This window comes from Ensifer sp. R1-3, from assembly GCF_056739175.1.
In genome coordinates this window covers 2,263,356-2,289,344 of sequence record NZ_CP096515.1, presented here as the reverse complement: position 1 = coordinate 2,289,344, position 25,989 = coordinate 2,263,356, and the positions used below count along the sequence as shown (strand labels likewise).

Genomic DNA, 25,989 nt, shown 5'->3' with positions numbered 1-25,989 from the left:
GAATCACCTGAGAAAACCGGGGCCGGAGCCGAGGATCTTTTCGTCGACCTCTCCGATCGCCGCCTCGTCCTTGCCGTCATAGTCGAGCTTCGTCAGCATGTGGCGGATGACGTTGATCCGGGAGCGGCGCTTGTCGTTGCCGCGGATGACCGCCCATGGCCCGTGCTCCGTGTGCGTTTCCTTCAGCATACGGTCGCGTTTTCCGGTGTAGTCGTCCCACTTGCTCAGCGCCGCGATGTCCATCGGCGAAAGCTTCCAGATCTTCAACGGATCGTGGCGCCGGTCATGGAAGCGCTTCAGTTGCATTTCCCGGCCGATATTGATCCAGAACTTGAAGAGATGGATGCCCTCGTTCGCGATCATCTCCTCGAAGCGGGGCGCCTCTTTAAGGAATTGCTCGTACTGGTCGGGGGTGCAAAAGCCCATGACCGGTTCGACACCGGCGCGGTTGTACCAGGAGCGGTCGAAAAGGACGAACTCGCCGGCGGTCGGGAAGGTTGCGACATAGCGCTGGAAGTACCACTGGCCCCGTTCGGTCTCCGTCGGTTTCGTCAGTGCGACGACGCGCGCGGAGCGGGGGTTCATATTGGCCGTCGTCGCGTGGATGGCACCACCCTTGCCGGCAGCGTCGCGTCCCTCGAAGACCGCCATCACGCTCTTGCCGGTCGCCTGCATCCAGAACTGGACCTTGACCAGTTCGATCTGCAGCTTCGTCAGCGTTTCTTCGTATTCCTCCCGATCGAGCTTTTTCTTGTAGGGATAATCGTCGGAGCGGAAGGCCTCCTCGTCGATCCATTTCGGCAGGTCCGGATCGTCGATGTCGAAGATGCGGCTTCTGCCGTCGATCTCCAGTTCGACCGCCCGGGTGCCCGGCCTTGCTTCGGCCGGTGCTTCGTCGAGTGCCATCTGCTTCCTCCCGCTCGCTCGATTTCTCCGGAGGAGGCCATAATTACATTGCGGATTCAAGCATGTCGTGAAAATCATGTCATGAAGCAACGCTATCTCTGCGCCCTTATGGCCGGATTCGGAAGTAGGCTTTGAGGCGGTTGTCCTCACTTCTGCGAGATCCGAGCCGCTGGCTGGATCAGCAGCAGTCGTCGAGGTGCAGGAGGCAGCGAATTGAGGAACGAGGGTATCGTGTTGGATGGCGCGAAGGTGTTCTGGCGCACCCTGCTGCCGAGGTTGAAGGCGGAGCGCGGGCTTCTCGGCCTGTCCGTCGTGCTCGCCTTCCTCGCCGCACTCGCGGGCATCCATCCGCTGGCCGTCCTGCCTTTCTGGATCGTGCTCGTCGCGGCCATCCTCAACCGGGGAGCGCCGCCCGTCCAGACAGCGCCGGCGAGCGTCGGCGCTGCTGTGGAAACCAAGGCCGACCCGCTTGCTCCCCTGCTCGACGCGCTCGACATGCCGGTGCTCGTCGTGGCGGCCGACGAGACCGTCGTCTTCCAGAACGCCGCCGCAGAGAAGGCCTTCGGAACTATCCCCCAGGACAGCTACCTTTCCGCCCGCGTCCGTTCGCCCGGCATTCTCGACATGGTGCGCGAGACGATCGCGACAGGCAAGGTCAACCAGATCGAGCATGCGGAAAGGCTGCCTTCGGAGGCGGTCTACGTGGTTCGCGTCGCGCCCGTGGACATCGGCTCCGACGTTTCCGGCCGGCGCATCTTCCTGCTGACCTATCGCGATATCTCGCAGGCTCGCCGCATCGACCGGATGCGCTCCGACTTCGTCGCCAATGCCAGCCATGAGCTGCGCACGCCGCTCGCATCGCTGCGCGGCTTCATCGAGACGCTGCAAGGCCCTGCCCGCGACGACCGGAAGGCCCAGGAGAAATTCTTCGGCATCATGCACGAGCAGGTCACGCGCATGAGCCGGCTCGTGGACGACCTCCTGTCGCTGTCGCGCCTCGAGTTGAAGTCGCACATCGCGCCGGACGATGCCGTCGATCTCGGGCCGCTGCTCGGACACGTGCGCGACAGCCTGGCGCCGCTTGCGGGCGAACTCGACGTGACGATCGCGCTGGAGGTTCCGGAGACTCCGGTTTTCGTCCAGGGGGATCGGGACGAATTGGTGGAGGTCTTCGAAAACCTGATCGAAAACGCCTGCAAATACGGGCAGGAAGGCAAGCAGGTGGATGTGCGGCTGACCGGCGGGAATGGTCACCAGGCGGAGGTGACGGTCACCGACCACGGCCCGGGAATACCTGCCGAGCATGTCCCGCGCATCACCGAGCGTTTCTACCGGGTCAATGTCGAGGCGAGCCGGTCGAAGAAAGGCACCGGCCTGGGCCTTGCGATCGTCAAGCATATCCTCACGCGTCACCGCGCCCGCCTGCTCATCCATTCGGAGGTGGGGAAGGGCACGGTCTTCAAGGTCCGCTTCTGACACACGACGCCGCGCTGAAATGTTGGGCCGAGAAAATCACGCCGCATCTTCAGCATGTTAGGCTGTCATAAATGTTTCACCGAACTGACATAAAAGCTGTAGCCATCGGCGGCTAACTAGGGGCGGCCGATGAAACGGCGAAGAGAGCGCTGAACCCTGGCGCACCAACACAAGCCCATTCCGGGAGAACATTCATGAAATCTCTTAAACTCACTGTAGCGGCGCTGGTTGCATCCGCCGCCTTCGCGGGCGTTGCAGCGGCTCGCGACCAGATCCAGGTCGCCGGCTCCTCGACCGTTCTTCCCTATGCCAAGATCGTTGCCGAGAACTTCGGCGAGACGTTCCCCGACTTCAAGACGCCGGTTGTCGAGTCCGGCGGCTCCTCTGCCGGCCTGAAGGAATTCTGCAAGGGCGTCGGTGAAGACACGATCGATATCGCCAACTCTTCCCGCAAGATCAAGGACAGCGAAGTCGAGGCCTGCAAGGCTGCCGGCGTGACCGAGATCCAGGAAGTGAAGATCGGCTACGACGGCATCGTCTTCGCCACCGACGCCGGCAATGCCGACCTCACCCTGAAGCCGGAGCACCTCTACAAGGCGCTCGCCGCCGAAATCGTCGTCGACGGCAAGCTCGTCGCCAATCCTTACAAGAAGTGGTCGGAAGTCGACGCTTCGCTTCCGGACGCCGAAATCGCCGCCTATATTCCGGGCGAGAAGCACGGCACGCGCGAAGTCTTCGAAGAGAAGATCCTTGCTGCCGGCTGCAAGGACTCCGGCGCTCAGGACGTCATCAAGGCCGCCGTCAGCGATGAAAAGCAGCAGTTCAGCAAGTGCGTGGCCGTACGCAAGGACGGCATGGCCGTCGACATCGACGGCGACTACACCGAAACGCTGGCGCGCATCGCTTCGAACAAGAACGGCATCGGCGTCTTCGGCCTCTCTTTCTACGAAAACAACGCCGACAAGCTGAAGGTCGCGACCGTCAACGGCATCGTCCCCTCGACCGAGACGATCGCTTCCGGCGAGTATCCGGTTTCCCGCCCGCTGTTCTTCTACGTCAAGAAGGCTCACATCGGCGTAATTCCGGGTCTCAAGGAATATGTCGAATTCTTCGTTGACGATCAGATGATCGGCCCCGACAGCCCGCTCGCCGAATACGGCCTCGTCGCCGCTCCGGACGCCGAGCGCGAGGAAATCCGCACGTCTTTCGAGGCAGGCAACCTGCTCTGATCATGACAGGCTCCGGCGCTTCGCAGCGCCGGAGCCGCATTCTTCCGAATTTGCCGGGGCTTACGACGAGCCTGTCGCGGAGACGTGCCGATGAGTACTTCGCTCCTTCTCCTGATCATCGCTTTGATCGGTTTCATTGCGTTTCTTGCCGGCCGCGCCCGCTCGTTCGCCCGGTCCGGAGGCAAGCTCGCCAGCCTGCATTCCCTGCCCGGATATCACGGCAGCTACGTCGCCATCTGGGCGATGCTGCCGGCTCTTCTTCTGCTTGCGGTATGGCTCATCGCCGCTCCGATCTATATCGATTACACCGTTCGTTCGTCTCTTCCGGAGCCGGTCCAGAACCAGGGGGCAGCCACCGTTCAACTCGCGCTCGGTCAGGTCAAGTCCGTGGCCGCGGGCTTCGAGCGCCTGAGTGCGGACGAACTCGCTGCTATCGAGAACGGTTCGACCAACATGCGGGAAGTCCTGGCCTCCAAGGGCGTGGCGCTTGCCGGCGAGGGCGAGCCCTACATGGTCCAGTCCGCCCAGCAGTTCAATGCGATGCGGCAATACAGCCGCTGGCTGATGAGCGCCGTCGTGCTGCTCGTTTCCGTTGCCGGCGGACTCTATGCGATCCGCAATATCGACGTCCGTTTCCGTGCCCGCAATCGGGTGGAGCGCGTCATGCTCGGCTCGCTCATCGTCGCCTCGTCCATAGCCATTCTCACGACGGTCGGCATCGTCGCCTCGATGCTCTCGGAGGCGGGCCGCTTCTTCACCATGGTGTCGCCCTTCGAGTTCTTCTTCGGCACGGTCTGGGACCCGCGCTTCGCTGCGGCCGGAAGCGGTGGCGCCTCCGGCCAGTTCGGCCTGCTGCCGCTGCTTGCCGGCACCCTGTATATCGCCTTCGTGGCGATGCTTTTCGCGGTGCCGATCGGGCTCTTCGCCGCCATCTACATGGCCGAGTATGCAAGCCCGCGGCTGCGTTCCACAGCCAAGCCTCTCCTGGAAGTGCTCGCCGGCATCCCGACGATCGTCTACGGCTTCTTCGCGCTGGTCACTGTCGGGCCTTTCCTGCGCGACATCTCCACGCAACTGAACGGTCTCGTCACCGGCAACTACCAGAACTTCATCCAGGCCCAGAGCGTCATCACCGCCGGCATCGTCATGGGCATCATGCTCATCCCATTCGTTTCTTCATTGTCCGACGACATCATCACCCAGGTGCCGCGGGCGCTGCGTGACGGCTCGCTCGGCCTCGGTGCGACGCGCTCGGAAACGGTGAAGAAGGTGATCCTGCCTGCAGCACTTCCCGGCATCGTCGGCGCGCTGCTTTTGACGGCCTCGCGCGCGGTGGGCGAGACGATGATCGTCGTGCTCGCTGCCGGTGTCGCGGCGCGCATGCAATTGAACCCCCTCGAACCGATGACCACGGTGACGGTCAAGATCGTGAATCAGCTGACGGGCGATCTCGAGTTCACCTCGCCGCAGACGCTGGTCGCCTTTGCTCTCGGCATCACGCTCTTCGTCATCACGCTCGGCCTCAACATCTACGCGCTCTACATTGTGCGCAAATATCGGGAACAGTACGAATGACCGAATTTGCCTCCCCGACGGTAAGGGTCTCCACCCGACCTGCCGCAAGCCGACGCGATATCGGCATCAAGCGCCGCTATGCGGCGGAGCGCCGCTTCCGTGCCTTCGGAATGAGCGCCATTGCCATCGGTCTGTTCTTCCTCGCGGTTCTCCTCTGGAGCGTCGTTTCGAAGGGCTATACCGCCTTCCAGCAGACGACGATCACGTTGCCGATCGAGTTTTCCGAGAAGGTGATCGATCCCAAGAACGAACGGGCGACCGATCCGAAGCAACTCTATACCGCCAACTACCCGCTGCTGGTGCGCGAGGCTCTGGTAAAGCAGCTCGGCCTCGATCCGTCGAAGCGGCCGCTGGTGAAGCAGGCGGCCGATATGGTCTCCGCCAGCGCCCGGACGCAGCTGCGTGACATCGTCGTCGCCGATCCGTCGGTCATCGGCAGGACGATCCCCGTCACGCTGCTTGCCGAGGCGAACATCGATTCCGCGTTCAAGGGGCAGATCGACCTGTCGGTCGACGAAACCAAACGCAAGGTGAAGGATGAGCAGGTCGCATGGATGAACCAACTTGCCGAGGCCGGCGTGCTCAAGAAGAGCTTCAACACCGGCATCTTCACCTTCGGCGCGTCGAGCCGGCCTGAAGCGGCGGGTGTCGGCGTCGCCCTTCTCGGCTCGCTCTACATGATGCTGATCGTGCTCGTTCTGTCGCTGCCGATCGGCGTCGCCGCCTCCATCTATCTCGAGGAGTTCGCGCCGAAAAACCGGCTGACGGACCTGATCGAGGTGAACATCAACAACCTGGCGGCCGTACCGTCCATCGTCTACGGCCTCCTCGGGCTTGCCGTCTTCGTCAACTTCGCTGGCATGCCGCGCTCGGCAGCACTCGTCGGTGCCTTCGTGCTGACGCTGATGACGCTTCCGACGATCATCATCGCTACCAGGGCGGCCCTGAAGGCAGTGCCTCCGTCGATCCGCTCCGCCGCACTCGGCCTCGGCGCATCGAAGATGCAGACCATCTTCCATCACGTGCTGCCGCTTGCCATGCCCGGCATCCTGACCGGCACGATCATCGGCCTCGCCCATGCGCTGGGCGAAACGGCGCCGCTGCTTCTGATCGGCATGGTCGCCTTCGTGGTCGACTTTCCGGGGTCGCCGCTGGAGCCTTCCACGGCGCTGCCGGTGCAGATCTACATGTGGGCGAACGAGGCAGAGCGTGCCTTCGTCGAGCGTACGTCCGGAGCGATCATCATTCTCCTGATCTTTCTCATCTTCATGAATCTCGGGGCAATTCTCTTGCGGCGTCGCTTTGAGCGTCGCTGGTAGTGGGGTAAGGACTATGAACATCATGTCGGAAGCTGCAGTCGAAAAGGCTCTTGACCAGAAAATGAATACGGTGCCTTACAAGATGATCGGCAATGATGTGTCGGTCTATTACGGCGAAAAGCGCGCGCTCTTCGACGTCAACCTCAACATCCGCGAGAACACGGTCACGGCGCTGATCGGTCCCTCAGGGTGCGGCAAATCGACGTTTCTGCGCACTTTGAACCGCATGAACGACACGATCGAGAACTGCCGCGTGACCGGCAAGATCACGCTCGACGAGGACGATATCTATGATCCGTCGATCGACGTGGTGGAGCTGCGCGCCCGGGTCGGCATGGTGTTCCAAAAACCCAATCCGTTCCCGAAGTCGATCTACGACAATGTCTCCTACGGGCCGCGCATCCATGGCCTGGCACGCACCAAGGCCGAACTCGACGAGGTCGTGGAAACGAGCCTGCAGAAGGCCGGGCTCTGGAACGAGGTGAAGGATCGGCTGCAGGAGCCGGGCACCGGACTTTCCGGCGGTCAGCAGCAGCGCCTCTGCATCGCCCGCGCCGTCGCGGTCAGCCCGGAAGTCATCCTGATGGACGAGCCCTGCTCGGCGCTCGATCCCATCGCGACCGCGAAAGTCGAGGAACTCATCCACGAACTGCGGGCGAATTTCACGATCGTGATCGTCACCCACTCGATGCAGCAGGCGGCGCGCGTGTCGCAGCGCACGGCCATGTTCCATCTCGGCAATCTCGTCGAGGAGAACGATACCGACAAAATGTTCACCAACCCGGACGATCAGCGCACCCAGGACTACATCATGGGCCGCTTCGGCTGATGGCGAGAGGGGCGGCGCTTTTCCGTCCCTCCCGGTTTAAGATCGACCGAGCCATTCAGAACAGCGGGTCTCCCGAGGAAACGAATATGTCTCACGCACACATCATGTCCGCCTTCGACGAAGAGTTGAAGTATCTCACGCGCCGCATCTCCGAGATGGGCGGTCTTGCCGAGCAGATGGTCGCGGACTCCGTCCGTGCGCTCGTCAATTCCGATCTTGCTCTCGCCCAGAAGGTTATCTCCGACGACACCATTCTGGACGACGCGGAACGGCAGATCGGCGAAAAGGCGATCGTCACCATTGCCAAACGCCAGCCCATGGCCTCGGATCTACGGGAGATCATGGGTTCGATCCGTATCGCCGCGGACCTGGAGCGCGTCGGCGACCTCGGCAAGAACACCGCCAAGCGCGTGATTGCCGTCGCCGGTTCGGGCATACCGCGCAAGCTTGCGCGCGGCCTCGAACACCTGGCCGAGCTCGCGCTCGTTCAGTTGAAGGAAGTCCTGGACGTCTACGCCTCCCGTTCGCCGGAAAAGGCGAACAGCATTCGCGAACGCGATGAAGAGATCGACGCGATCTACACTTCTCTGTTCCGGGAACTGCTGACCTACATGATGGAAGATCCGCGCAACATCACGCCCTGCACGCATCTTCTTTTCTGCGCCAAGAACATCGAGCGTATCGGCGATCACGCGACCAACATTGCCGAAACGATCTACTACATGGCGACAGGCGCCCAGCCGCAGGGCGAACGGCCGAAGGACGACATGACGTCGACATTGGGTTCCGTGACGGACTGAGATCGCTCGGCATCCGGGCCTATGCAGAATTTGTTCCGGCCGCTTTGGCGCGGCCTACCACCGTGCGCGGCGGCATGACGGCTGTCGTGCGTAGGAAGGAGTCCTACTGAATGTTGCCGAAGATTGCCGTAGTCGAAGATGAGGAAGCCCTAAGCGTTCTCCTGCGCTACAATCTCGAGGCAGAAGGCTTCGAGGTCGATACGATCCTTCGCGGCGACGAGGCGGAGATCCGCCTGCAGGAGCGCCTGCCCGACCTTCTCATCCTCGATTGGATGCTGCCCGGGGTTTCCGGCATCGAGCTCTGCCGCAGGCTGCGCCAGCGGCCGGAAACGGAGCGCCTGCCGATCATCATGCTGACGGCGCGCGGCGAGGAGAGCGAGCGCGTGCGGGGCCTTGCCACCGGGGCCGACGATTACGTCGTCAAGCCCTTCTCGACGCCGGAACTGATGGCGAGGGTCAAGGCTATGCTCAGGCGCGCCAAGCCCGAGGTTCTGTCGACGCTCCTGCGCTGCGGCGATATCGAGCTCGACCGGGAGACGCACCGCGTCCACCGCCGCAGCCGCGAAGTGCGCCTCGGCCCGACGGAGTTCCGGCTGCTGGAATTTCTCATGTCCTCACCGGGGCGCGTCTTCTCCCGTTCACAGCTCCTGGACGGTGTCTGGGGGCACGACATCTATGTCGATGAACGGACCGTGGACGTCCATGTCGGACGTCTGCGCAAGGCACTGAACTTCTCCAACATCCCCGACGTCATCCGGACGGTGCGCGGCGCGGGCTATTCGCTGGAGAGCTGAGACCGAAGGTGCCGGCTTACGGCATGGCAAAGAAAAAAGGGGCCTTTCCGGCCCCATTTTTCGTCGTGCATCCAGAGCGGAATGAGCAAGGCGCCTCAGCGCATGCGCCGGCGCTCGGCAGAGGGCTGGTAGGCCAGCCGGGCATGAAAGGTGCAATAGGGAGAGGCTTCCGGGGAGTCGTTGCCGCAGAAGTGAAACTCTTCCTTGAGCGGGTCGCCGATCGGCCACTTGCAGGTGCGTTCGGTAAGCTCCGTGAGCTCCAGCCGCCGCGACATCGGCAGGACGATATTCCTGTCGATCTGCAGCTCCTGGTCGATCGCCAGGTCGACTGCGAGCTCTTCCTTGAGCGCGGTCGCACCGGCCGTGCGGGTTACGGTGCGGGTTACGGAACGCGCAGCATAGTTCGGTGCGCGCGGGGCAGACGTCGCCCGTTTGGGGCGGGCTGCAGCGGCCGTGCTTCCGCCGGCCTTGGCGCGCCCGGGCAGGCTCAGCCGATGAACCTTGCCGATGACCGCGTTGCGGCTGACGCCGCCCAACTGCGCCGCGATCTGGCTGGCGCTCAGGCCCTCCGACCACAGCTTCTTCAGTTTCTCGACCCGCTCGTCAGTCCAGTTCATCTCTGCACTCCCCGTTCTCGGCGTTGGGATGGCGGAATCCGTCACCGCTCTCCGGGAAAACCCCGAAGATTCAACGCGATAATACTTTTGGTGACTAGGTCCGCCGCATGCGTCTAGTAATTGAATGTTAACCTACCGGCAGGGTGACTCCGTGGCAAGAGTCGCCGGAATCGCGCCGAATCGATTTCGCGGTTTTCCCCAACTTGCTGTCGGAGCGTTGCATTTTTGCAAGTCCCAGAGTGCGATTTTTTCGCGCTTCGGAATCGGTATCCGCAAAGCGCCTGCAAACCTTGGTTTTGTTGACATCGCGGTGCGAAATGGGAATAGTGCCTGTCGCCGCCGCAAGGCGGCATTTTTGATTTTTATCGGGCCGAAGTCCGATGCCGCCGGAATGAAGGAGAGCTCGACATGGCCGCAACCACGCCGCTTTACGACACCTATCTGCGGGCGCCGTTGCGTTTCGAGCGAGGTGAAGGCGTTTGGCTGATCGCCGAAGACGGCACGCGCTATCTCGATTTCGCTGCCGGTGTCGCCGTGAACTCGCTCGGCCATGCCCATCCTCATCTCGTCGAGGCGCTGAAGGCGCAGGCCGACAAGGTCTGGCATCTGTCCAATCTCTACGAGATTGCGGGGCAGGAAAGCCTTGCGCGGCGGCTGACCCAGGTGACCTTCGCCGATCGGGTGTTCTTCACCAATTCGGGTGCGGAAGCGCTCGAATGTGCGATCAAGACGGCGCGGCGCTATCATTTCGCCAAGGGGCACGTCGAGAAGTTCCACGTCATCACCTTCGAAGGTGCTTTCCACGGCCGCACGCTCGCGACGATCGCCGCCGGCGGACAGCAGAAATACATCGAGGGCTTCGGGCCGAAGGCGCCGGGCTTCTATCAGGTCCCCTTCGGCGATATCGGCGCGGTCAAGAACGCGATCAATGAAGAAACCGCGGCGATCCTTGTCGAGCCGATCCAGGGCGAGGGCGGCATTCGGACGGCATCGAAGGAGTTCATGCAAGGGCTGCGCGAACTCTGCGACGAGTTCGGCCTGCTTCTGATCCTTGACGAGGTCCAGTCCGGTGTAGGCCGGACCGGCAAGCTCTTCGCCCATGAATGGGCGGGCATCAAACCCGATATCATGGCCGTCGCCAAAGGCATCGGCGGCGGCTTCCCGCTCGGCGCCTGCCTTGCGACGGAAGCGGCGGCCGCCGGCATGGTGGCGGGCACGCACGGCTCGACCTATGGCGGCAACCCGCTCGCAATGGCGGTCGGAAATGCCGTGCTCGACGTCGTTCTCGCCGAAGGCTTCCTCGATCAGGTGCGCGAGGTGGCTCTCGTCTTCCGTCAGGGGCTCGCCTCGTTAAAGGATCGTTTTCCGGACGTGATCGAGGAAATCCGCGGCGACGGGCTGATGCTCGGCATCAAGGCGAAGGTGCCCTCCGCGGACCTTTTGAAGGCGATCCGCGCCGAGAAACTGCTCGTCGTCCCGGCCGGCGAAAACGTTCTGCGCCTGTTGCCGCCGCTGATCACCACCCCGGCCGAGGCGCGCGAAGGACTGGCACGGCTCGAACGCGCCGCGGAGGCGGTGAGCGGCAAGAGCGGCAACGCCGCGGCTTGAGCGTCCGAAGGTTTCGGATCGAACCGGCCCGGGCGGGGTCGACAAACGGATTCTACGACAGGAAACAAGGCAGTATGACCAGACACTTCCTCGATCTCTCGGCCATGACGGCCACCGACCTCAGGACCATCATCGACGATGCCCGCGTCCGCAAGTCGGCGACCAAGGCAGGGACTGCCGAGAAGCCGCTTGCCGGCAAGATGCTCGCGATGATCTTCGAGAAGCCGTCCACCCGCACGCGTGTTTCCTTCGATGTCGGCATGCGCCAGCTCGGCGGCGAGACGCTGTTTCTGTCGGGTACCGAAATGCAGCTCGGCCGGGCGGAGACGATCGGCGATACGGCGAAGGTCCTGTCGCGCTACGTCGACGCGATCATGATCCGCACGACCGACCACCGCCGGCTTCTGGAGATGGCGGAGCATGCGACCGTGCCCGTCATCAACGGGCTCACCGACGATACGCACCCGTGCCAGATCATGGCCGATATCATGACCTTCGAGGAGCACCGGGGACCGGTCAAGGGCAAGACGATCGCCTGGACCGGCGACGGCAACAACGTGCTTCACTCGCTGATCGAAGGCTCGGCGCGCTTCGGCTATCGCATGAACATGGCCGTGCCGCTCGGCTCCGAACCGCATGACAAGTTCCTGAACTGGGCGCGCAACAACGGGGCCGAGGTCCTGCTCAGCCACGAGGCGGAGCAGGCGGTTGCCGGTGCCCATTGCGTCGTCACCGACACCTGGATCTCGATGAACCAGGAACATCGCGCCCGCGGTCACAACGTCTTCCAGCCCTACCAGGTCAACGGCGCGCTAATGAAGCATGCAGCGCCGGACGCGCTGTTCATGCATTGCCTGCCGGCGCACCGCGGCGAGGAAGTGACCGATGAGGTCATCGACGGCCCGCAGTCGGTGGTGTTCGACGAAGCCGAGAACCGGCTGCACGCGCAGAAATCGATCCTCGCCTGGTGCATGGGCGCGGTCTGACGGCTGGAGGCGGGCGCGAGGCGTTCTCTTGAAATCTGCACGGTGCAACACGATCTAGGGCGGTGAGCGGGGGCTCCGATCATCAAATCGGCCAGTCGCCCCACGCCGGCTATCACGTGCTTGGCGCCCAAGGGGTGCTTCGACGCAGAGCAAATGCCGGCGGAGAAATTCGTCCATGACGGGATCAAATGGAATGGCGGACGGTTGTACCGGTGCGCACCGGTGCACTCGATGCAAGCCGTATCGGACATGAAGAGGAAGCGAGCGGTTTCCGCCCGCATCCCGCATGCAGTTTTTGGAATGGGTCATGGCCACGTCCCGGATTGAATCGATCCGCGTGATCATGGTCGAGGCAAGGAGCAAGCGATGACAGAAACAGCGCCGGGACTTGGCGAGTTCGATTTTGCCGGTGACGATCAGGTTGTGCCCTTTCAGGTCGAGGGACTCGACGTGCGCGGCCGCGCCGTCCAGCTTGGCCCGATGCTCGATGCCATTCTTGAACGGCACAATTACCCGCTCCCTGTCGCGCGGCTCGTCGCCGAAACAGTGGTGCTGACGGTCCTGCTCGGCACGTCCCTGAAATTCGAAGGCAAGCTGATCGTGCAGACACAGGGCGATGGGCCGGTCGATCTCGTGGTCGCGGATTTCTCGACGCCGGACCGCGTCCGCGCCTATGCCCGCTATGATAAGGAGGCGCTCGCCGACGCCGAAAAGAGCGGGCGCGTCCGGCCTCATGAATTGTTGGGCAACGGCGTCCTCGCCTTCACGATCGACCAGGGTGCGCACACGCAGCGCTATCAGGGCATCGTCGCGCTTGACGGGGCGACGCTCGAGGAGATCGCCGGCGCCTATTTCCGCCAGTCAGAGCAGATACCGACCAGGGTGCGCCTCGCCGTTGCCGAGCTTCTCGACAAGGACGAGAACGGCAAGCCGCGGCACCGCTGGCGCGCCGGCGGCATGGTCGCGCAGTTCCTCCCCGACGCGCCGGACCGGATGCGCCAGGCGGATCTGCCGGGCGGCGATGGTGACGAGGGCGACGAGGATTTCTTCGACGAGGACGACCTCTGGGCGGAAGCCAAGGTGATGGTCGAGACGATCGACACCGATGAACTCACCGATCCGACGGTCGGTACCGAGCGATTGCTGTACCGTCTGTTCCATGAGCGCGGCGTGCGCGTCTATGAGCCGCAGGCGGTCTACGATCGATGCAGCTGCTCGCGCGAGAAGATCAGGGACGTCCTGGTGGGGCTCGGCAACGAGGATATCGAAGCCAGCGTCGAGGACGGCCTGATCAAAGTCACCTGCGAGTTCTGCTCGACGACCTACCGCTTCGAGGCGAGCGAGGTCCGTCCGCAATAGCGGCAGCCGCGCTGAATCAATTAAGCGTGCGGACGAGGCCCGGCGAATCGAGCGAGAAGGCGGGGATGGCGACATCGAAAGTCTCCCCGCCTTCCGCCTCCATGCTGTAATGGCCGAACATCACGCCGGAGGGTGTATCCAGCGGGCAGCCGGAGGAGTACTCGTAGGTATCGCCGGGATTGAGCAGCGGCTGCTCGCCGATCACGCCGGGGCCGCTCACTTCGTCCACCTGACCGTTCTCGTCGGTAATGTGCCAGTAGCGGGTCATCAGCCGGACCGCGAGCCCGGAATGGTTCGCTATGATGATGCGATAGCCCCAGACATAGCGGCTGTCGTCGGGATCCGACTGTTCTTCCAGGTAGTACGGCTCGACCGTCACTTCGATGTCGCGTGTCAGCGCGCGGTACATGTGCAACACCCTGTTTCAAATCCGTACGCGTATTCTACAGCAATATGGTTTCGTCAAGAATAACGGCGAGATTGTGCGAGTGGTATCAAATTCCCTGGAGCGGGATGAGGAAAAGTGTGCGCGGTTTTCGCTCGCATCCCGCTCCAACTTCTTGGAATCGATCACATCGTGATCTAGGAGGCAACGGCTATGCTTGACGGCGCGCTTCGCAGGCGGCTCGATCCGGTTCTGGACAGGCTCGGCGCCGCACTGGCCGGCCGCGGGGTCAGTGCCGATGCCGTCACGATCCTCGGCCTTTGCCTTGGCCTTGCGGCAGCCCTGCTCATCGGTCTCAGCGCTTATCTGCCTGCCGCCGCCCTGATCCTTGTGAGCCGGCTCTGCGACGGCCTTGACGGAGCCGTCGCCCGCGCGAGCCGGAAAACGGATTTCGGCGGCTTTCTCGACATCGTTCTCGATTTCACATTTTACGGCGCCGTTCCACTTGGTTTCATCATCGCAGATCCGGCCGCAAACGGTCTTGCCGGCGGGTTTTTGCTCTTCGCCTTCTATGTCAACGGCGCGAGCTTCCTCGCCTATGCCGTGATGGCCGAGAAGCGCGCCCTGACGACCGAGGTGCGCGGTGCGAAGTCGCTCTACTTCACGACGGGGCTCGCAGAGGCGACGGAGACGATCGTCTTTTTTCTGCTCTCGTGCCTTTTCCCTGCGTGGTTCCCGTTATTCGCAACGGCCTTCGCGCTCGTCTGCCTCTATACCGCGCTGTCGCGGATCGTTCTCGCAAGACTGACATTTAGGCAAGACTGATGAGCCCGCTGACGCGGGCTTCGTCATGGTGTTGGTCAGGCGTTTACGCCCTTCAGCGCCCTTGCGAAATCCTCGATGAGGTCTTCGCTGTCCTCGATACCGGCCGAGAAGCGCACCGTTCCGGCCGAGATGCCGAGTTCGGCGCGGGCTTCGTCGGTGAGGTTCTTGTGGGTGGTCGTCGCCGGATGGGTGATCAGACTCTTGGAATCGCCGAGATTGTTCGAGATCCGGATGATTTCAAGCGCGTTCTGCAGGGCGAAGGCTGCTTCCTTGCCACCCTTGAGCTCGAAGGCGACCAGCGTCGAGCCGCCGCTCATCTGCTTGGCAATGATGGCGGCCTGCGGGTGATCCTTGCGGCCCGGATAGATGACGCGGGCGACCTGCGGCTGCTCCGCGAGGAAATCGGCTACGCGGCGGGCGCTTTCGGTCTGCTGCTTGACGCGGAGCGGCAGGGTCTCGATGCCCTTCAGCAGCGTCCAGGCGTTGAAGGGCGACATGGCCGGGCCGGTGTGACGGAAATAGTCGTGCAGGTTCTCGTCTACCCACTGCTTGTCGGAGAGGACCACGCCGCCGAGGCAGCGGCCCTGGCCGTCGATATGCTTCGTCGCGGAATAGACGACGACATGGGCGCCAAGCTCCAGCGGCTTCTGGAACAGCGGCGTGGCGAAGACGTTGTCGACCACCACCTTGGCGCCGATCTGATCGGCGAGCCTGGCAACGCCGGCGATGTCGATCACTTCGAGCGTCGGGTTCGTCGGGCTCTCGAGGAAGAAGACCTTGGTGTTCGGGCGCACCGCGTCTTCCCAGTTCTTGAGATCGCGACCGTCCACCAGGGTGCACTCGACGCCGTATTTCGGCGCCAGCGTTTCCACGACCCAGCGGCAGGAGCCGAAGAGCGCCCGGGCGGCGACGATGTGGTCACCCGCCTTCACCTGACAAAGGATTGCCGCAGAAACCGCCGCCATGCCGGAGGCGGTGGCGCGCGCGTCTTCCGCCCCTTCGAGCATGCACATGCGCTTCTCGAACATGTCGTTGGTCGGGCTGCCGTAGCGCGCATAGATGAAACCGTCGGTCTCGCCCTTGAAGCGGGCCTCCGCCGCTTCGGAGCTGTCGTAGACGAAGCCCTGCGTCAGGAAGATCGCTTCCGAGGTCTCGCCATACTGGGAGCGGAGCGTTCCGCCGTGGACGAGCTGGGTTGCCGGGCGCCAATTCTTGCTCATGAGAACGTCACTTTCAAAAACAAAAAAACCGGCCGCGAAACGACCGGTTTGACACCCGGCCTTTTTAGCTACTTGTTTAACGTGGCTGCAAGCCGACCGGCCAAATCACCACGGGATAAAGCTCCAATACTGCCTGGCCGCGCTTGCGTCAATTCCCGGAGTTTGGTTTTGTCTGGCAACTGTAAATGAGGATCGGAATGGGGCGCGACACAGGGATTTTGGCCGACCGCGCAATTGCAGCGCTGTATGCCTCGGGACGGCTGAAGAGCGAAAAGGTGCTGGATGATGACCAGATCCAGCCGGCCAGCCTCGATCTTCGCCTTGGATCCAAGGCGTTCCGCGTCCGGGCGAGCTTCATGCCCGGCCCGTCTCATTTGGTCGCCGACAAGCTCGACCGGCTCAAGCTGCATGTCGTCGATCTGAGCGAAGGCGCCGTGCTCGAGACCGGCTGCGTCTACATCGTGCCGCTGATGGAAAGCCTCTCGCTGCCGGCAGACATGTCGGCCTCCGCCAATCCGAAGAGCTCCACCGGCCGACTGGATATCTTCACGCGCGTGATTACCGACAGGGCGCAGGAGTTCGACAAGATTCCGGCGGGCTACAGCGGACCGCTCTATCTCGAAATCAGCCCGCGGACCTTTCCGATCGTAGTCAGGCGTGGTTCGCGGCTTTCGCAGATACGCTTCCGCATCGGCCACTCGGTTCTTTCCGAGCAGGAACTGCTGGCTCTGCACGAAAGCGACGTCCTCGTCGCCAGCGACCGGCCGAACGTTTCCGGCGGCGGCATCGCCCTTTCCATCGACCTCAAGGGCACCGGGCCGGACGGCCTGATCGGCTACCGCGGCAAGCATCACACATCGGTGGTCGATGTGGACAAGAAAGCCCAGCATGCCGTTTTTGACTTCTGGGAGCCGCTCTACAGCCGCGGCCGCGACGATCTCGTGCTCGATCCGGACGAGTTCTACATCCTCGTGTCCCGCGAAGCCGTCCATGTGCCGCCGCGCTATGCGGCCGAAATGACGCCCTTCGACCCGCTCGTGGGCGAGTTCCGCGTCCACTATGCCGGCTTCTTCGACCCCGGCTTCGGCCATGCGTCCGCCGGCGGCAGCGGCAGCCGGGCGGTGCTCGAGGTCCGCAGCCACGAAGTGCCGTTCATTCTGGAGCACGGGCAGATCGTCGGCCGTCTCGTCTACGAGCACATGCTGGAACGTCCGGAGGGACTTTACGGCCTCGATCTCGGCTCCAATTATCAGGCGCAGGGGCTCAAGCTCTCCAAGCATTTTCGCGCCGAGTGAGCATTGTGCTTGACAGATCGCGGCTGTTGAGGAAATTTCCGGTTCTGTCGCGGGTGTAGTTCAGTGGTAGAACGCCAGCTTCCCAAGCTTGATGTCGTCGGTTCGATCCCGATCACCCGCTCCAATTCCTCCTTTCATAGAGGCGCCATAGCGCTGCGGATTCTCTGGATATTCGTACTGTCGGCCGTTCTCGCCCCGGGGTTGGCTTTGGCGCAGCCGAAGGAACTGCCCCGGCTGTTCGATGCCCGCGAACGGATTGCCAAGCCGGACCTCAGCGGCCTTGCCAGGCTTCGTTTCCTGACCACCGTCGACTTCCCGCCCTTCAACTTCATCGACCAGTCGGGCAAGCTGTCGGGATTCCATGTCGACCTCGCCCGCGAGATATGCCGTGAGCTGGAGATCGAAGCCAAGTGCCAGATCCAGGCAGTGACCTATCCGGAGCTCATGCCGGCCCTCGAACAGGGGCAAGGGGAAGCGATTGCCGCCGGCATTGCCGTGACTTCGGAGCTGAGGCAGCGTTTCGCCTTTTCCCGCGCCTTCATGCAACTTCCCGCCCGCTTCGTCGTCAACACCAAGGCCGCCGGGGCGATCGCCGGTCCTGCCGATCTTGCCGGAAAGCCCGTCGGCGTCGTCTCCGGCACCACGCATGAGGCAATGCTGAAGGCATTTTTCCCGAAGCTCGAAGCCAAAGGCTTTCCGGACCGGGATGCATTGCTCTCCGCGCTTCGCGGGGGCACCGTCGCGGCCGCGTTCTCCGATGGCATGCAATTGTCCTTCTGGGTCTCCGGCAACCTCGCCGGGGGATGCTGCGCCATGCTGGAGGGCTCCTATTTTTCCCAGCGCTTCCTTGGCGAGGGACTGACGATCATGAACCGCAAGGCCGAGCCGGCCCTGACCCAGGCGATCGACCACGCTTTGCTGGCGCTCTCACGCAGCGGCAGGCTCGAGGAGATCTATCTTCGCTATTTCCCGGACGGGATTTATTGAGGCGGCTCCACTCGCGGCTATCCCGTCATTTCGCTCTACCCACGCCGGAACGGCAGCACGAGCGACCACAGGAGCTTTATCGGCTCGATGCGCCCGTAGGCTTTCAGCCCGGTCTCGATCCCATCGTCGCCGCGCGATGGATGGGCGACGTAGGTCGAGAACAACCGATCCCAGACCGAAAGATTGAAGCCGTAGTTTGAATCGGTCTCCCGCTTTTCCACGGAATGGTGGATGCGGTGCATGTCGGGCGTGACGATGACGTGGCGCAACAGCCCGTCGGCGCCTTTCGGCAGACGCAGATTGGCGTGGTTGAACATCGCCCCGGCATTGAGCACGATTTCGAACAGGAGAACGGCGAGTGCGGGCGCGCCGAGCAGAATGATGACCGCGCTCTTCCAGATCATCGACAGCAGAATTTCGAGGGGATGAAAGCGAAGGGCTGTGGTGACGTCGACCCCGGGATCGGCATGGTGGACGCGGTGGATGCGCCACAGGACAGGTATCTTGTGAAACACGACGTGTTCGAGCCAGATGGCGAAGTCCAGCGCGATGAAGGCGATCAGGCCGGCAAGCGGCGGGGCGACGCCGAGAGCCGGGAGCACGCCGTATCCGCGTCCCTGAGCCCAGATAGCAACGCCGGTGGCGGCAGCGGGAAAGGCGACGCGAAGCAGGAGGGAGGATAGGACGAGAATAGACAGGTTGGTGATCCAGCGGCGTGCCTTCAGAGCCCGCATCAGCTCCGGCCTCTCCAGCCGCGGATGAAAAAGTTCGAGCGCTGCCAGTGCGGCGAAGGCGGCGGCAAAGGCCGCGAGCCGCCAGACCGGTTCGGCGAGACCGAAATAGAGCATGCATCGATCCCCGTTGCATCAAATCCGGCCCAGCATATTGTTCCGTGCCGGGAACGGGCAAGGACCTGTTTCTGAAGCCTACTTGCGGAAGCGCGCGATGGCTCCGCGCTCGATTGCTGCGCAGGCGAGCTTGTCGAGGCCCAAACGGTCGCGCAGCAGCTGCAACAACCGGATTTCCTCGTTGCGGATACGCTGATCCGCGGCAGCGATCTCGACCGCAAGGGCATAGGCCGTCTCATAGAGCCGCTGCGGCAACGCCTCGCGAACCATTTCGAGCGCCACGTCGAGGCCCTCCGGTGCCGCAAGCTGGGCGGCGCATTCGCGACCGATATGGATCAGGTGATCTTCGTCGAAACCGTTGAAGGCCGGGAGGAACCGCACGAGCACGCCGATGCGTGCAATCTCGTCGTCGGTCATGTTCCGGTCGACGGCGGACATCATGACCATGACGTGGACAAGGGCTTCGTGCTGGCTGAGACTTGCGGACATCCTGCCTCTCGATCCTTTCGTTGTTCCCATTGGAGCCGCGATACACGACGGGTGCATAACGGGTTCGGCGGACCTGCAATGGTGGGTGACAGTTAAGGACTTGCTCCAAGCCTTACAAGTCCGGCGCGGCGTCTTCCGGGGCGATGCTCGCAGCCGGATCGTCGAGCGCGAGAGGCGCTCGGGCAAGATCGCGCGGGTCGTCCCCGAAGAAGCCGAGCCTGGCGCCCCGGGCGGCCTCGGCCTTCGGCTCGAGCGCCGTGCCGGGCAGCGGCGTCGCCCAGCCGTTGCCGACGAGCCATTCGGCCACGTCCTGGCCGCCGACGCTGCACCGCGCGTTCAAGGTTTGCGAGGAACCATCCGCCCCATCGCAGACGAGCGCGCGCCCCCGCAGGAAGTTGCGGAACGCCGTACGCGCGACCATGCCGCAAGGCCAGCTCTTGCCGTTCGCTTCGCAGACCTTCTCCGCCTTTTCGGGTTCGATATCCTTGAGCTGCAGGGTCGTCTCGCCGGACCGGACAAGCCCTGCGGCAAGCGCAACCGGGCGCGGGAAGACGGCGGAAGCGGGTTTTTCCTTTTCCCCGGTCTTCGAAAGCGGCGGCCTCGGTGCGATCCGTTCCAGCGGTTTGGCGATTCCGTCCTCCGGCTGGGCAAAGAGGCCCGGCTCGACCGGCCTGACCGCCACGCGCGAGCCTTTGCCCGGGATGGTATCCGGTTCGGGGGCAGGGGGAGCGGCTTCGGTCTCGGCGGGGGGCTCCTCCGAAACCGGCTCGCCGACCGCTGCTTCCGGCGTTTCGAGCACGAACTCAGGCGCTGCGGCGCTGTCGCGGTTGCGGATGACCGCGGCCCCGGTCATCAGAATGCCGGCATAGAGGGCGAGGGCGGCAAGCCCGCCGGCGATGGTGAAGAGCCTCGGCCGCATCGAAGGATCCTATTGGCTGGCCCAGATGATCCGGGCGATCCATTCCACGTCGTTCATCTCGAAATTGCGGTTGGGATGGTCGGGGTTGAGCGAAACGAGCTCGATGCCGCGGGGCGTCTGCCGGGCCAGCACCTTCGCCATCACCTCGCCCCCGCGCGTCTTGACCACGACGCGGTCGTTGCGGCGCACCTGCGCGCTCGGGTCGACGATCAGGACATCGCCGTCGCGATAAAGCGGCAGCATGCTGTCGCCCTGAACCTCCAGAGCGTAGGCACCGCCCTGCCGCCGCTCGGGCGTGGGGAATTCGATCGTGTCCCAGCCCTGGCCGACCGGAAAGCCGCCGTCGTCGAAAAAACCACCGGCGCCGGCCTGCGCGAAACCGATCAGCGGAATGCCCGGCGCTGCCGATGCATCTTCCCTTCCGCTGCCGGCGGCATTGGGCTCCATCAGCGCCAGGAACTGATCGACGCTCGCTCCCGTCGCATGCAATATCTTCGCGATCGACTCGGTGGAGGGCCACCGGTCGCGCCCGTCGGTGGACTGGCGCTTCGACTTGTTGAAGGAAGTGGGGTCCAGGCCGGCCCGCCGCGCAAGGCCCGACGGCGAAAGCCGGTGGCGCTCTGCCAATGCGTCGATCGCGCGCCAGATGCTGTCATGTGAGAGCATGTCGACCCATCTTCGGAAGGAGAAGCGAATGCGGGCTGCACAGCCAGCCGCTCCGCGTCTGCGAATACATTAGCCAAGCGCCTTGCGACCGTAAAGCACAGCGAGGAAAATAGTCCTTCCTATCCGGTCAAAGTACGGCATACGGCAGACGCAGCGGTCTTCAGGGGTGAACTCCTGCGCAGCTGTGCTAAATAAAACAGCTTCACTCCGGGCCAAGAGGCGTGCTTGCTTGCAAAACTGAGATCGGAACGGCATCTCGTTGCCGCTTTTCTCGCTGCTCTTGCCGGCGTCGCGGTCGAGCATCATCTGCTCGAGGCCGGTCGCGCCGCATCGCTTATCGGTGCCGCCCTGATGGTGGCGGCGATCGTGCTTGCTTCCATGCGGGTCGCCCATCATGCCGAGGTGCTTGCCGCAAAGGTGGGCGATCCCTACGGCACGATGATTCTGACGCTTTCGGCGGTGCTGGTCGAGGTCGTCATCCTCGCCATCATGATGACCGGCGAGACTTCGCCGACGCTGGTGCGCGATACGATCTATTCGGCAGTGATGCTTGATATCAACGGGATTCTGGGACTTGCGGCGCTGCTCGGCGGCCTCAAACATGGCGAGCAGCCCTATAACGACGATTCCGCCCGCACTTACAGCGTCATGATCCTCACGGCCATGGGCATTTCCATGCTCGTTCCCGAATTCGTGCCGCAGTCGAAATGGCATTATTATTCCGCCTTCACCATCGGCGCGATGATCGTGCTCTATACGTTGTTCCTGCGCATGCAGGTTGGCGTGCACAGCTACTTCTTCAGTTACAGCTATCCGCGCGCCAAAGCGGGAACCGCGGCAAGCCGGCTGGAAGGCGAGCCGGTGCTTCCTTCCGTCGTCGTGCTCATCCTGGGCGTGGTGGTGATCGGCTTTCTGGCCGAAATCATGTCCGGGCTGCTGTCGGCCGGGATCAAGGGTACGGCGGCGCCGCCGGCCCTGGCCGCGATCGTCGTCGCGGCGATCTCCGCTTCGCCCGAGGTCATGACGGCAATGCGCGCCGCGCTCGCCAACCGCATGCAGGCAGTGGTGAACATCGCGCTCGGCGCTTCGCTTTCGACCGTGATTCTGACCGTACCCGTCATGGAGGCGATTGCCCTTTATACGGGCCAGCCCTTCATCATGGCCATGTCGCCCGTGCAGACGGTGATGGTTGCGGTGACGCTCATCGCCGCCGCGATCAATCTCAATGACGGCCAGACCAATGCCATCGAAGGCATGACGCATTTCGTGCTCTTCGCGACCTTCATCATGCTGTCCGCCCTCGGACTTTAGATCACGGTCATGTTTTTAGGTCTGGTCGACCTAAAAACATGACCGTGATCGATTCCAAGACGTTGAGACGCGGGATGCGGGCGGAAAACCGCGCACACTTTTCCTCATTCCCGCTCTAATGCTCAGGCCGGCTGCTCTTCCATCGCCTTGCGCGCCACCACGCGGTCATAGGCGGCTTGCAGCGTTTGCCGCACGGACGGGCCTTCCGGCAGGGGATCGCCGAGGTGTTCGGCACGCAATTCCCGCATGAAACGCTCCCAGAGCTCGGGGCCGCCCTCCTCCATCAGTTGCGCGCGAATGCTGAGTTCCGCGGTGACCGGCAGGTAGCGCCGGCCCCAGGCGCCGAGATGGGCCATGATCGGCACCAGCGCGATCGCCATTTCCGTCAGGCTGTAGATCGCCTTCTGCTTGTGGCTCGGATCGTCCGCTTTCGTCAGCATGCCGATCTCGACAAGTGTTTTCAGCCGGTCTGCGAGGATGTTGGTGGAAATCCCTTCCTGCGAGCGCAAGAGCTCGCGGAAGTGGCGTTTGCCGCCGAAAATCATGTCGCGAATGATCAGGAGGCTCCATTTGTCGCCGAACACTTCGAGCGAGAGATTGATCGGGCAACCCGAGCGATGGTCATCGGTCATTCTGGTCTCTGAAATACGGGAGCGGAGCATCCGCTCTAAAACTGCTTGCATTATTGCATCGGTGGAGCTAATCTGCAACTGCTTTCATTTAGCAACCAGTTGCACTGACAAGGAGGAGAAGATCATGACCAAAGCTTCTGTCGAACATGCGGACTTCACCATTGAACGCGTTTTCAATTCACCCCCGGAACAGGTCTTCGAGGCCTTTGCCGACCCTGCCGCGCACGACCGCTGGTTCGTCAAGGCCGACAACTGGCCCGTCGCCGAATATAGCCACGACTTCCGCATCGGCGGCCGGGAAAGCGGCCGGTTCAGCCAGGACGGGAAGACTTTCTATTTCAACGAAACGGTCTATCTCGACATCGTCGAGAACCGGCGGATCGTCTCGGCCTATACCATGGCGAAGGACGAGCAGCGGCTTTCCGCGTCGATCGCGACCGTCGACCTCATACCGGAAGGCACCGGCACACGCGTCGTCTTCACGGAGCAGGGGGCGTTCCTGGATGGGCTCGACAAGGTGGAATATCGCCGCGAGGGATGGGAGCAACTGATCGGATTTCTGGCGGCCGAGCTCGGTGAGAAGGCTGAACCGGCCTGAAACCTTGAACAGGTTCCTCTTCCGGTCATTCGCGGCTGCCGAGAATGACCGGAAGAGGCAATGTTTGCGGCGTGCGGCTGGCCTGGCGGCTTATGCCGCCTTCTGCCCCGCGCCATACGGGTCGAAGCGCCCGTAGAAGGTTTCGCCCTTTTCCGCCATCTCCTTCAAAAGCGGCGTCGGCCGGAAGTGGTCGCCATGGTCCGCGGCGAGCTTTTCGCAAAGCTCGACGAAGGCTTTCGCACCCATGCCGTCGATGTAGGAGAGCGTGCCGCCGGTGTAGGGCGCAAAGCCGAAGCCGAGGATCGAGCCGACATCGGCTTCGCGCGGGTCGGTGACGATGCCCTCCTCGATCGTACGCGCGGCTTCGAGTGCGATCGTCACGAGCAGGCGCTGCTTGAGCACACCGACCTCGATCTCGCCGGCATCCTTCTGCGGGTAGAGCTCCTTCAGGCCCGGCCAGAGATATTTCCTGGCCGGCTTTGCCGGATACTCGTAGAAACCCTTGCCGTTCTTGCGGCCGCGCCGGTCGAGTTCGTCGACCATCTTGTCGATCAGCGCCATGTGCCTGGGATCGACGGCCTTGTCGCCGAGATCGGCAACGGCCGCCTTCAGGATCTTCTGGCTGAGGTCGATCGCCACCTCGTCGTTGAGCGACAGCGGTCCGACCGGCATGCCGGCCATCTTGGCGGCGTTCTCGATCATCGCCGGCGGTACGCCCTCGATCAGCATGTCATAGGCTTCGTGGATATAGCGGAAGACGCAGCGATTGACATAGAAGCCGCGCGTGTCGTTGACGACGATCGGCGTCTTCCTGATCGCCGCGACATAGTCGAGCGCGGCCGCGAGCGCACGGTCTCCGGTCTCCTTGCCGAGGATCACCTCGGTCAGCATCATTTTCTCGACCGGCGAGAAGAAATGAATGCCGATGAACCGGTCCGGGCGTTTGGAATTCCTGGCGAGGCCGGTGATCGGCAGCGTCGAGGTGTTGGAGGCGAAGATCGCGTCCTCGGCGATCACCGCTTCGACCTTCTCGATCACGTCCTTCTTGACCTGCCGGTCCTCGAAGACCGCCTCGATGACGAGGCCGGCATCCCTGAGATCGCCATAGTCCGCCGAAGGTGTGATGCGCGAAAGCAGCGCTTCGCCATCCTCCTTGGTCAAGCGTCCCTTACCGATCGCGTCCTTGACCAGGCCTTCCGAATGCGTCTTGCCCTTTTCGGCAGCTTCCATGTCGCGGTCGATGAGGGTGACGGGGATGCCGCCTGCCGCGGTTACATAGGCGATCGAGGCGCCCATGAAACCGGCGCCGACGACGCCGACTTTCTTGAGCTCGGTCTTCGGTACACCGGCCGGCCGGCGCGCGCCCTTACCGAGTTCCTGCATCGAGACGAACAGCGACCGGATCATCGAGAAGGCTTCGGTCGTCTGCAGGATTTCGGTGAAATAGCGCTGCTCGATCTTCAAAGCCGTATCGAAGGGAACCTGCAGCCCCTCATAGACGCATTTCAGGATCGCGATCGCGCCGGGGTAATTGCCGTAGGTCTCGCGGCGCAGGATGCCGGAGGCGGCCGGCCAGAGCTGCGCGGAGGCGGGCGTCCAGATGCCGCCGCCCGGCAGCTTGAAGCCCTTCTCGTCCCAGGGCTGAACCGGCTTCAGGCCGTTCTTGATCATCGCCCTGGCAGCCTCGATCAGCTTGTCCGGATCGACCACCTCGTGGACGAGCCCCATGGCCTTTGCCCGCGCCGGCGTGAGCGAGGAGCCGGTCGTCATCATCTGCAGCGCGTCCTGCGTATTGGTCAGCCGCGGAACGCGCTGGGTGCCGCCGGCGCCCGGGAAGATGCCGACCTTGACCTCGGGAAGCGCGATCTTCACCGATTTCGCATTGGAGGCGACACGGCCGTGGCAGGCGAGCGACATCTCGAAGGCGCCGCCCATGCAGGTGCCGTTGATGGCCGACACCCAGGGCTTGCCCGAGGTTTCGAGCTTGCGGAAGAGACCCGTCATCCGGCCCACGAGGTCGAAAAGTTTCCGGGCCGCGTTGTCCGGGTCCTTCTTCTTTTCCTCGGCCTGGAAGGTGAACATCGACTTGATCATCGAAAGGTCGGCACCCCCGGAGAAGGAGGATTTGCCGGAGGTGATGACCACGCCCTTGACGGCAGGATCTGCGGTCGTCTGATCGATAATGGCGTCGAGTTCCTTCATCACCTCTTCGGTGAAGACGTTCATCGACTTGTCGGGCATGTCCCAGGTGACCAGCGCAATGCCGTCGGCGTCGGTTTCGATCTTGAAGTTCGTGTAAGACATATTCTCTCTCCC

The 25,989-nt window shown here is 62.9% G+C and carries 25 protein-coding genes, 1 tRNA gene and 1 riboswitch; of the genes, 16 read left to right on the top strand and 10 right to left on the bottom strand.

Features of this window, described 5'->3' with window-relative positions:
* Nucleotides 1–3: 3 nt before the first annotated feature.
* Complete coding sequence (gene ppk2, locus M1D43_RS11035) at nt 4–906, bottom strand: polyphosphate kinase 2 (protein WP_153313173.1); 903 nt, start codon at nt 904–906, stop codon at nt 4–6.
* 213 nt (nt 907–1,119) lie between these two features.
* Between ppk2 and phoR the strand changes: the two genes are divergently transcribed.
* From phoR to phoB, 7 genes are all read left to right on the top strand, one after another.
* The gene (gene phoR / locus M1D43_RS11030; RefSeq protein WP_153313172.1) at nt 1,120–2,382 is read left to right on the top strand and encodes a phosphate regulon sensor histidine kinase PhoR; all 1,263 of its coding nucleotides are present in this window, start codon (nt 1,120–1,122) and stop codon (nt 2,380–2,382) included.
* A 194-nt stretch (nt 2,383–2,576) separates the two neighbouring features.
* Nucleotides 2,577–3,611 (top strand): substrate-binding domain-containing protein, encoded by a 1,035-nt coding sequence (locus M1D43_RS11025; protein WP_003530188.1) that lies wholly within the window; start codon nt 2,577–2,579, stop codon nt 3,609–3,611.
* Between the two features lie 90 nt (nt 3,612–3,701).
* The gene (gene pstC, locus M1D43_RS11020) at nt 3,702–5,186 is read left to right on the top strand and encodes a phosphate ABC transporter permease subunit PstC (RefSeq protein ID WP_014526588.1); all 1,485 of its coding nucleotides are present in this window, start codon (nt 3,702–3,704) and stop codon (nt 5,184–5,186) included.
* Nucleotides 5,183–6,505, top strand: a complete 1,323-nt coding sequence (gene pstA / locus M1D43_RS11015; protein ID WP_003530184.1) for a phosphate ABC transporter permease PstA — start codon at nt 5,183–5,185, stop codon at nt 6,503–6,505. The genes pstC and pstA overlap by 4 nt, the downstream gene beginning before the upstream one ends.
* Before the next feature lie 13 nt (nt 6,506–6,518).
* A complete protein-coding gene (gene pstB, locus M1D43_RS11010; protein ID WP_003530182.1) occupies nt 6,519–7,334 on the top strand; it encodes a phosphate ABC transporter ATP-binding protein PstB in 816 nt (271 codons plus the stop codon).
* 86 nt (nt 7,335–7,420) lie between these two features.
* Nucleotides 7,421–8,134: a phosphate signaling complex protein PhoU gene (phoU, locus tag M1D43_RS11005; protein ID WP_003530180.1), complete on the top strand. Its 714-nt coding sequence runs from the start codon at nt 7,421–7,423 to the stop codon at nt 8,132–8,134.
* A 110-nt stretch (nt 8,135–8,244) separates the two neighbouring features.
* Nucleotides 8,245–8,928 carry a phosphate regulon transcriptional regulator PhoB gene (gene phoB, locus M1D43_RS11000; RefSeq protein WP_153313171.1) on the top strand — a complete coding sequence of 228 codons (684 nt, stop codon included), beginning with the start codon at nt 8,245–8,247 and terminating at the stop codon, nt 8,926–8,928.
* 95 nt (nt 8,929–9,023) lie between these two features.
* Here the strand turns inward: phoB and M1D43_RS10995 are convergent, their stop codons facing one another.
* Nucleotides 9,024–9,545 carry a GcrA family cell cycle regulator gene (locus tag M1D43_RS10995; RefSeq protein WP_107608004.1) on the bottom strand — a complete coding sequence of 174 codons (522 nt, stop codon included), beginning with the start codon at nt 9,543–9,545 and terminating at the stop codon, nt 9,024–9,026.
* Between the two features lie 408 nt (nt 9,546–9,953).
* Here M1D43_RS10995 and M1D43_RS10990 point away from each other — a divergent pair, with 408 nt between their 5' ends.
* The 3 genes from M1D43_RS10990 (at nt 9,954) to M1D43_RS10980 (ending at nt 13,498) form a co-directional block, all read left to right on the top strand.
* The gene (locus M1D43_RS10990) at nt 9,954–11,153 is read left to right on the top strand and encodes an aspartate aminotransferase family protein (protein WP_010968636.1); all 1,200 of its coding nucleotides are present in this window, start codon (nt 9,954–9,956) and stop codon (nt 11,151–11,153) included.
* A 74-nt stretch (nt 11,154–11,227) separates the two neighbouring features.
* Nucleotides 11,228–12,139: an ornithine carbamoyltransferase gene (argF, locus tag M1D43_RS10985; protein WP_003530170.1), complete on the top strand. Its 912-nt coding sequence runs from the start codon at nt 11,228–11,230 to the stop codon at nt 12,137–12,139.
* 366 nt (nt 12,140–12,505) lie between these two features.
* Nucleotides 12,506–13,498, top strand: a complete 993-nt coding sequence (locus M1D43_RS10980; protein ID WP_153313170.1) for an Hsp33 family molecular chaperone — start codon at nt 12,506–12,508, stop codon at nt 13,496–13,498.
* Nucleotides 13,499–13,514: 16 nt separating this feature from the next.
* On the opposite strand, the gene apaG is transcribed toward M1D43_RS10980, so the two are convergent.
* Nucleotides 13,515–13,907, bottom strand: a complete 393-nt coding sequence (gene apaG / locus M1D43_RS10975) for a Co2+/Mg2+ efflux facilitator ApaG/CorD (protein WP_003530166.1) — start codon at nt 13,905–13,907, stop codon at nt 13,515–13,517.
* Between the two features lie 189 nt (nt 13,908–14,096).
* On the opposite strand from apaG, the gene M1D43_RS10970 reads away from it, so the two are divergent.
* On the top strand, nt 14,097–14,708 hold the full coding sequence (locus tag M1D43_RS10970) for a CDP-alcohol phosphatidyltransferase family protein (RefSeq protein WP_153313169.1): 612 nt from the start codon (nt 14,097–14,099) through the stop codon (nt 14,706–14,708).
* Nucleotides 14,709–14,743: 35 nt separating this feature from the next.
* Here M1D43_RS10970 and M1D43_RS10965 read toward each other — a convergent pair whose 3' ends face one another.
* Nucleotides 14,744–15,928 carry an O-succinylhomoserine sulfhydrylase gene (locus tag M1D43_RS10965; RefSeq protein WP_127539933.1) on the bottom strand — a complete coding sequence of 395 codons (1,185 nt, stop codon included), beginning with the start codon at nt 15,926–15,928 and terminating at the stop codon, nt 14,744–14,746.
* Nucleotides 15,929–15,971: 43 nt separating this feature from the next.
* Nucleotides 15,972–16,050: riboswitch (SAM riboswitch) on the bottom strand.
* A gap of 75 nt (nt 16,051–16,125) precedes the next feature.
* Here M1D43_RS10965 and M1D43_RS10960 point away from each other — a divergent pair.
* The 3 genes from M1D43_RS10960 to M1D43_RS10950 all read left to right on the top strand — a co-directional run bounded on the left by M1D43_RS10960 (nt 16,126) and on the right by M1D43_RS10950 (nt 18,210).
* Nucleotides 16,126–17,223, top strand: a complete 1,098-nt coding sequence (locus M1D43_RS10960) for a 2'-deoxycytidine 5'-triphosphate deaminase (RefSeq protein WP_003530160.1) — start codon at nt 16,126–16,128, stop codon at nt 17,221–17,223.
* A 49-nt stretch (nt 17,224–17,272) separates the two neighbouring features.
* Nucleotides 17,273–17,347, top strand: a tRNA-Gly gene (locus M1D43_RS10955).
* 29 nt (nt 17,348–17,376) lie between these two features.
* A complete protein-coding gene (locus M1D43_RS10950; RefSeq protein ID WP_014528923.1) occupies nt 17,377–18,210 on the top strand; it encodes a transporter substrate-binding domain-containing protein in 834 nt (277 codons plus the stop codon).
* 35 nt (nt 18,211–18,245) lie between these two features.
* Here the strand turns inward: M1D43_RS10950 and M1D43_RS10945 are convergent, their stop codons facing one another.
* The 4 genes from M1D43_RS10945 to M1D43_RS10930 all read right to left on the bottom strand — a co-directional run bounded on the left by M1D43_RS10945 (nt 18,246) and on the right by M1D43_RS10930 (nt 21,132).
* On the bottom strand, nt 18,246–19,058 hold the full coding sequence (locus M1D43_RS10945; protein ID WP_127539931.1) for a sterol desaturase family protein: 813 nt from the start codon (nt 19,056–19,058) through the stop codon (nt 18,246–18,248).
* Between the two features lie 78 nt (nt 19,059–19,136).
* The gene (locus M1D43_RS10940; protein WP_003530154.1) at nt 19,137–19,547 is read right to left on the bottom strand and encodes a tellurite resistance TerB family protein; all 411 of its coding nucleotides are present in this window, start codon (nt 19,545–19,547) and stop codon (nt 19,137–19,139) included.
* 112 nt (nt 19,548–19,659) lie between these two features.
* Nucleotides 19,660–20,466: a thermonuclease family protein gene (locus tag M1D43_RS10935; RefSeq protein WP_107608007.1), complete on the bottom strand. Its 807-nt coding sequence runs from the start codon at nt 20,464–20,466 to the stop codon at nt 19,660–19,662.
* Nucleotides 20,467–20,475: 9 nt separating this feature from the next.
* Nucleotides 20,476–21,132 carry a S24 family peptidase gene (locus tag M1D43_RS10930; RefSeq protein WP_107608008.1) on the bottom strand — a complete coding sequence of 219 codons (657 nt, stop codon included), beginning with the start codon at nt 21,130–21,132 and terminating at the stop codon, nt 20,476–20,478.
* Between the two features lie 225 nt (nt 21,133–21,357).
* On the opposite strand from M1D43_RS10930, the gene M1D43_RS10925 reads away from it, so the two are divergent.
* A complete protein-coding gene (locus M1D43_RS10925) occupies nt 21,358–22,443 on the top strand; it encodes a calcium:cation antiporter (protein ID WP_003530148.1) in 1,086 nt (361 codons plus the stop codon).
* A gap of 122 nt (nt 22,444–22,565) precedes the next feature.
* Here the strand turns inward: M1D43_RS10925 and M1D43_RS10920 are convergent, their stop codons facing one another.
* Nucleotides 22,566–23,075 (bottom strand): winged helix-turn-helix transcriptional regulator, encoded by a 510-nt coding sequence (locus tag M1D43_RS10920; protein WP_153313168.1) that lies wholly within the window; start codon nt 23,073–23,075, stop codon nt 22,566–22,568.
* A gap of 124 nt (nt 23,076–23,199) precedes the next feature.
* Between M1D43_RS10920 and M1D43_RS10915 the strand changes: the two genes are divergently transcribed.
* A complete protein-coding gene (locus M1D43_RS10915) occupies nt 23,200–23,673 on the top strand; it encodes an SRPBCC family protein (RefSeq protein ID WP_013843925.1) in 474 nt (157 codons plus the stop codon).
* A gap of 90 nt (nt 23,674–23,763) precedes the next feature.
* Here M1D43_RS10915 and M1D43_RS10910 read toward each other — a convergent pair whose 3' ends face one another.
* Nucleotides 23,764–25,977, bottom strand: a complete 2,214-nt coding sequence (locus tag M1D43_RS10910; RefSeq protein ID WP_153313167.1) for a 3-hydroxyacyl-CoA dehydrogenase NAD-binding domain-containing protein — start codon at nt 25,975–25,977, stop codon at nt 23,764–23,766.
* Between the last annotated feature and the right edge of the window lie 12 nt (nt 25,978–25,989).

Excerpts from the sequence above, each read along its gene's own strand:
- ppk2 (WP_153313173.1), bottom strand. The coding sequence starts at position 906 with ATGGCACTCGACGAAGCACCGGCCGAAGCAAGGCCGGGCACCCGGGCG.
- M1D43_RS11025 (WP_003530188.1), top strand. The coding sequence starts at position 2,577 with ATGAAATCTCTTAAACTCACTGTAGCGGCGCTGGTTGCATCCGCCGCC.
- pstC (WP_014526588.1), top strand. The coding sequence starts at position 3,702 with ATGAGTACTTCGCTCCTTCTCCTGATCATCGCTTTGATCGGTTTCATT.
- pstA (WP_003530184.1), top strand. The coding sequence starts at position 5,183 with ATGACCGAATTTGCCTCCCCGACGGTAAGGGTCTCCACCCGACCTGCC.
- pstB (WP_003530182.1), top strand. The coding sequence starts at position 6,519 with ATGAACATCATGTCGGAAGCTGCAGTCGAAAAGGCTCTTGACCAGAAA.
- phoU (WP_003530180.1), top strand. The coding sequence starts at position 7,421 with ATGTCTCACGCACACATCATGTCCGCCTTCGACGAAGAGTTGAAGTAT.
- phoB (WP_153313171.1), top strand. The coding sequence starts at position 8,245 with ATGTTGCCGAAGATTGCCGTAGTCGAAGATGAGGAAGCCCTAAGCGTT.
- M1D43_RS10995 (WP_107608004.1), bottom strand. The coding sequence starts at position 9,545 with ATGAACTGGACTGACGAGCGGGTCGAGAAACTGAAGAAGCTGTGGTCG.
- M1D43_RS10990 (WP_010968636.1), top strand. The coding sequence starts at position 9,954 with ATGGCCGCAACCACGCCGCTTTACGACACCTATCTGCGGGCGCCGTTG.
- argF (WP_003530170.1), top strand. The coding sequence starts at position 11,228 with ATGACCAGACACTTCCTCGATCTCTCGGCCATGACGGCCACCGACCTC.
- M1D43_RS10980 (WP_153313170.1), top strand. The coding sequence starts at position 12,506 with ATGACAGAAACAGCGCCGGGACTTGGCGAGTTCGATTTTGCCGGTGAC.
- apaG (WP_003530166.1), bottom strand. The coding sequence starts at position 13,907 with ATGTACCGCGCGCTGACACGCGACATCGAAGTGACGGTCGAGCCGTAC.
- M1D43_RS10970 (WP_153313169.1), top strand. The coding sequence starts at position 14,097 with ATGCTTGACGGCGCGCTTCGCAGGCGGCTCGATCCGGTTCTGGACAGG.
- M1D43_RS10965 (WP_127539933.1), bottom strand. The coding sequence starts at position 15,928 with ATGAGCAAGAATTGGCGCCCGGCAACCCAGCTCGTCCACGGCGGAACG.
- M1D43_RS10960 (WP_003530160.1), top strand. The coding sequence starts at position 16,126 with ATGGGGCGCGACACAGGGATTTTGGCCGACCGCGCAATTGCAGCGCTG.
- M1D43_RS10945 (WP_127539931.1), bottom strand. The coding sequence starts at position 19,058 with ATGCTCTATTTCGGTCTCGCCGAACCGGTCTGGCGGCTCGCGGCCTTT.
- M1D43_RS10940 (WP_003530154.1), bottom strand. The coding sequence starts at position 19,547 with ATGTCCGCAAGTCTCAGCCAGCACGAAGCCCTTGTCCACGTCATGGTC.
- M1D43_RS10935 (WP_107608007.1), bottom strand. The coding sequence starts at position 20,466 with ATGCGGCCGAGGCTCTTCACCATCGCCGGCGGGCTTGCCGCCCTCGCC.
- M1D43_RS10930 (WP_107608008.1), bottom strand. The coding sequence starts at position 21,132 with ATGCTCTCACATGACAGCATCTGGCGCGCGATCGACGCATTGGCAGAG.
- M1D43_RS10920 (WP_153313168.1), bottom strand. The coding sequence starts at position 23,075 with ATGACCGATGACCATCGCTCGGGTTGCCCGATCAATCTCTCGCTCGAA.
- M1D43_RS10915 (WP_013843925.1), top strand. The coding sequence starts at position 23,200 with ATGACCAAAGCTTCTGTCGAACATGCGGACTTCACCATTGAACGCGTT.
- M1D43_RS10910 (WP_153313167.1), bottom strand. The coding sequence starts at position 25,977 with ATGTCTTACACGAACTTCAAGATCGAAACCGACGCCGACGGCATTGCG.